The organism is Saccharospirillum impatiens DSM 12546 (assembly GCF_000423605.1).
GTDB classification, from domain to species: Bacteria; Pseudomonadota; Gammaproteobacteria; order Pseudomonadales; family Natronospirillaceae; genus Saccharospirillum; species Saccharospirillum impatiens.
In genome coordinates, this window is sequence record NZ_AUIH01000103.1 from 1 (window position 1) to 4,839 (window position 4,839).

At 41.1% G+C, this 4,839-nt stretch carries 5 protein-coding genes; 1 reads left to right on the forward strand and 4 read right to left on the reverse strand.

From position 1 onward, the window contains the following. A partial coding sequence (locus tag G565_RS25230; RefSeq protein WP_028672415.1) for an IS66 family transposase occupies positions 1-347 on the forward strand: 347 nt, incomplete at its 5' end. A 90-nt stretch (positions 348-437) separates the two neighbouring features. On the opposite strand, the gene G565_RS26945 is transcribed toward G565_RS25230, so the two are convergent. From G565_RS26945 to G565_RS0120335, 4 genes are all read right to left on the reverse strand, one after another. Further along, positions 438-599 (reverse strand): hypothetical protein, encoded by a 162-nt coding sequence (locus tag G565_RS26945; protein ID WP_157600185.1) that lies wholly within the window; start codon positions 597-599, stop codon positions 438-440. 112 nt (positions 600-711) lie between these two features. Further along, positions 712-1,908, reverse strand: a complete 1,197-nt coding sequence (locus G565_RS25235) for an MFS transporter (protein ID WP_051208340.1) — start codon at positions 1,906-1,908, stop codon at positions 712-714. 207 nt (positions 1,909-2,115) lie between these two features. Next, the gene (locus tag G565_RS0120330; protein WP_028672453.1) at positions 2,116-3,210 is read right to left on the reverse strand and encodes a HesA/MoeB/ThiF family protein; all 1,095 of its coding nucleotides are present in this window, start codon (positions 3,208-3,210) and stop codon (positions 2,116-2,118) included. Then, positions 3,207-3,956, reverse strand: a complete 750-nt coding sequence (locus G565_RS0120335) for an AAA family ATPase (RefSeq protein WP_028672454.1) — start codon at positions 3,954-3,956, stop codon at positions 3,207-3,209. The genes G565_RS0120330 and G565_RS0120335 overlap by 4 nt, the downstream gene beginning before the upstream one ends. Positions 3,957-4,839: the final 883 nt, after the last annotated feature.

Genomic DNA, 4,839 nt, shown 5'->3' on the forward strand with positions numbered 1-4,839 from the left:
GTCGGCGTGAACACGAACTGCGCGTGTTCCTGGAAGAGCCGGATGTGCCAATGGATACCAATCATCTGGAGCGTGCTCTAAGGCCGATACCGATGGGCCGTAAAAACTGGCTCTTCTGTTGGTCAGAACTGGGCGCCGAGCACGTGGGTGTGATCCAGAGCCTGATCACTACCTGCAAGCTGCACGATATCAACCCCTACGTCTATCTGACTGATGTGCTACTGCGTGTTGGTGATCACCCGGCGAAAGAGGTTCAGGATCTGACACCAAGACTTTGGAAAGAACGCTTCGCTGCTGATCCGAGGCAATCAGATCTTTATATGGCCTGCAACCACTCCGTAGAATGACCGGTTACCTTACAGCTGCTGAAAAATTATAGAACATACCCATCACGATCAATAGCTTTAAGCTATGAAAGACACGACTATGATAGTCGACTATTGTGCATGTCCTATTAACCCTTCTCCATAAGCACATTGATTGGCTTCGGCCAGAATTTTCAGTTTGTACTCAGTTGAGAAGCGACGACGTGTCTTCTTCTCTAACTGGACATCGGGTGTCACTTGGCTTTCCGGCAGTTGCGATTCTGGTTTTGGCATTGCGTTAGCTCCTCAATCCACGCCCTGAAATCTATGTTAACTCATAGACCGGTTGTATGGGATGAGGTTGACATATAGGGCCTTGAGGTTCCAACTATCTTGACAGACGTCGTTAATCCCGCGTTTCTGGATGGGCACTTGTTAATCCCCTTCTTTTGTTGATACCAAACATAATACTAAAGATATCCTTGCTGTATGTAGCGAGTACAATTAGTAAAAACACCCAGCCCAGTGATATATATCCGAACGTCTCGATTAAGTAACCAAATAGGGGGAAAGAGACAAATAGCATAGCCCGAGTTGCCGTGGACAAAAAGGACTCGTATGTAGCACGAAATTGGTCTTCAAGCGCCTCGTGGAGGTCAATTTCTACAATGAGCAAAAGAAGACGAATTGAAAAAAAGGATAGGCATGTGAGTGCGATTGCGGTGTATTTATCATGTTCGGTTTCAACTATCATCAATCCAAAAGCAAGAAAGAATAATATAGAAGCGATGAAGTAGTTAGTGCTTTTTGAGAATCTATTAACTGCATTGCTTGCAAAACTTTGGAAAAGTAGCAGTAGTGAAAATGTGATACCTAGTTCAATTTTTAAGACTTCTATTCCTTTATTCTCAAATATAACCTGCCAATACTGAGAAGCCAGGTTAAAAAGTAATGCAATCGAAACAAAAAGGAAGGATATATATTTATTCTTAATCAATATACTTATGAAATTACCAAAGTCCTTTTTGATTTGATATTCCTTGCTCTTATTTTCAGATACTAAAGATGAGTCCTTGGGTAGGATAATAAGGCCATAGAATGCTGTTGCAGCCATTAGCACTCCAGCAACATACCAAACTAATACTCCAATCACATCAGCTAGCAATGCCCCTACCAAGCTGAAAGCGAACATTCCTATGTAATTCCATTTGTGACTAATGCTTAGTGCATTTTTAGGTTCAGATCCACTCAATCTTGAATGAGATATAAGTAATGCGTTATATGCTCCACCCATAAGCGTCATAGAAAGTGAGTTAAAAAACTCCGCTACAATGAATCCAAAAAATGAGCTTGCTGACCCCATGCAAAATAGCCAAATGGCCGAGCATATAGATGCTAAAACAATAGAGAGCTTCCTGCTCTTCTTGTCAGCTATGTATCCTAGAGGGACATCTAAAAAGAAAATGATAAATGCTTGGAAAGCCTTGATAAAACCTACGTCTGTCACTGAAAGTCCACTTTCAAGCATATAAACTATAGCAAATGCCCCTGTAAACAACCTGAAACCGTTAAACAGTACACCGTAGACTATTATATTATTCATTGTCTTTCCTTATAAAGGCGAAGATTAGTCATAATAAATATACGCCTTTCAATAACATAGGCGCTAATAAAAGGTTAAAAGGACTGCATGTCCACTTAACTATATAAAAGGCCTACTTCCTAAAACTCAATATCTTGAATCAGAGTACCTGAATAAGACATGCTATGTAGACACTGTTCGTGAATTATCAATCATCCCTTGCTAGTACTACGGGCTACAAATTGCACAGCGACCAGAGTAAACATTGCTATCTTTATCAACTTCATAGTTTGAGAAGTCAAAGAACATTGTACTTTCTATTATTTGACACTCATCGAATTCAGTTAAGAACTTAATGGCTTCTAACGCTGCTAAAGAGCCAGAAACAGCATTGTAAGGATCAATCAGTGTCGTGAAGTACTCCCGTTGTATATTTTTTACGAAGTCAAATTGTTCAGTCGGTTCTACATAGTTAATGCACTTATAGCAACGTGTAGAACCCGGAATCACTAGGGGGCCAACTACAGCGTTTGTCGTGCTCGATCCAGCGTACAGAAGTGGAGTGTCAGTCATATATGCTGCCTTATTCATAAGCTCGAAGAACGCTGGTCTAGGGTTGTCGGCAGAACAGATGACTAGCTCAACGTCCTCAAATACGTCCACTGCATCTTCAATTGACAAGATCATTTTGTTTACGAATATAAAGTCAGTCGTTGGACTAATCTTCTTGCCTTTTTCTTCAGCGACTTCCGCTTTAGGACGCCCGATATCATCGTGCGTATATAAGACTTGTCGTGATAGATTTGATCGCTCTACATTATCAAATTCATATGACTTAATGGAACCTATACCCATAGCAGATAGCGTATAGAATACATAACTTCCACAACCGCCCAACCCCACAATTGCGACCTTACATGAGTCGAGACGATTCTGAACGTCGATTGCTTGATCAAAGCTACCTAACGCATGTTTAAACAAGTTTATTTGTCGATCAAATCTTTCGTAATCAACTGACTGTATTTGTTTTGCGCTTTTGGCTTTCTCTTTCTCGTCAAATAGCTCTACAACATTATTGTCAATGAACAACGAAACCAATCCCACGAATTCACTCACATCATCATCTGAAAGTCCGGATGAAGCGATGATGTCCGCCAAACTCGCCTTTCCATCAATCATTGAAAGAGCATCTATAACCGTCTTTGAAGTCAGATCAAAACTGAACGATACCGTTCTGGCTAAATTTGATCCAATCAGTACGTCATTGCCTTCCTGCATAGCACTCTGCGTATAGCTAAATCTATATACGTTTCCTAAGTTCATATCACATTCCCAATTATCCGTTTTTTAGCTAGCGAAAAATCGATTGTGTTTATTAGTTGATGCAGTGGTTCCTTGAAGTCTAGGTCCATTTGATCTAAGAAAAAATCCTTAATGCCATGAAAATTTGCTAAATTTTCGAAGTGGCTCTCAACTGCCTGCCTCTTTTCACTTTCAGTCAATTCGGCTAACTCAATGCTGTGAAATCTACGAACAAATGCTGGGTCTGATGAGAATAGATCTTTTTCATCATCGGTGGTTGCTAATATAAATTTGGTGTTGGCATTAAGAAGCACGGGTTTGAGTAGATCCATCATTCCAATACCACCGTCACTTGCAGTGAGCCGCATCATATGAGCTTCATCACAAAAAACTACAATGTTTTCGTATTCTGAAATCAATGAAATCGCATCACCAACTTTTTTTTCAAAATCGCCACGCATGCCAGTGCCTGACAATATTGAGCCGATACTCACTTCAATCACATAGTAGCTGCAAGCTGAACTAATTGGCGACTCTAGTAAGGTGTTTGCAACTTCTTTAACGAAAGACGTCTTGCCAATGCCCGCTCTACCCGTCAACAATATATTGCTCTGGTAGGCGCAAAATAAACGAATGATCGCTTCAGTAATTATACCCTTTTGACCAACGTAAGGTTCTGGGCGACCATTGGAAAGCAATTTCGCATGCACTCCTTTTTCACCTAGGTTTTTAATAAGCTTTAGAATTTCATGTCTGTTGATAAACAATTTGAAGTTCTTCTTGTAAGAAAAATCGGAAAACGAGAGCAAGAGAACCTGCTCTCTAGTAGAAGTTTCAATTCACTTAATTAGGAAGTGACAGCTCGTGCAACCAAGTTTTTAACTGCTGTTTGGCTGGCTACTTTTACTTTAACCTTAGTTTTAACAGTCATAATCTCACTCCTTCTAGATTTCAATTAAAGTTTAGTTAAGCTGCATAATTACAGCGGCAGCTATTGTTCGAAAGTTATAGTTTACTGTCAACCCGCGCCTGTATTTTTAATCAATACAAAAGTGATCACTATGACCGCACAAGAAATTTTGGTGTACGGTACGCGAGGGGCAATGGTAGTAGGATATCGCCTTTAGGGACCTCTGACTTTTCCTTGAATGCTGCATGGTGACTAGCCATTACGATTAATTAAGATTTATGTTGTATAAAATGCTGTGTTGTTCTGACTGGGTCTAGTCCTCAGAAGAATGCTGTCACAGATCGGGAGATGCCAGTTAAGGCAATTCCAAAACTTGTGATCCATTTATCATTTATGAGCGGACTAAATTGAGCCACAAGAGCCACAAAGCAAGAGCCACAAAGGACATGCACCGCAGTAGGGAAACGGAAAGCTGCCCCTAGATTGAGTCACTATGTAGTGGTCAAGTAATACTGGACACGGTTTAAGAACTTTTAAGCAACGCTCAGCTCATAGGCTGTCGGCGTCAAATATCCATTGCTGCTGTGTGGTCTGTTGTAATTGAGGGGCTAGCCGGGGACACCCACCTCAACACGCTGTTAGGTCCCTGTCTCCTTTTCATGGCCCAGTGAACAGCAATGCCACGCCAATCGCTGCAAACAGTCCCCCGCAACCCTGATCAAAACGTTTACCGACCCGTG

Bases quoted from the DNA above. Each gene is read 5' to 3' on its own strand.
- G565_RS25235 (WP_051208340.1), bottom strand. From the start codon at position 1,908: ATGAATAATATAATAGTCTACGGTGTACTGTTTAACGGTTTCAGGTTG.
- G565_RS26945 (WP_157600185.1), bottom strand. From the start codon at position 599: ATGCCAAAACCAGAATCGCAACTGCCGGAAAGCCAAGTGACACCCGAT.
- G565_RS0120330 (WP_028672453.1), bottom strand. From the start codon at position 3,210: ATGAACTTAGGAAACGTATATAGATTTAGCTATACGCAGAGTGCTATG.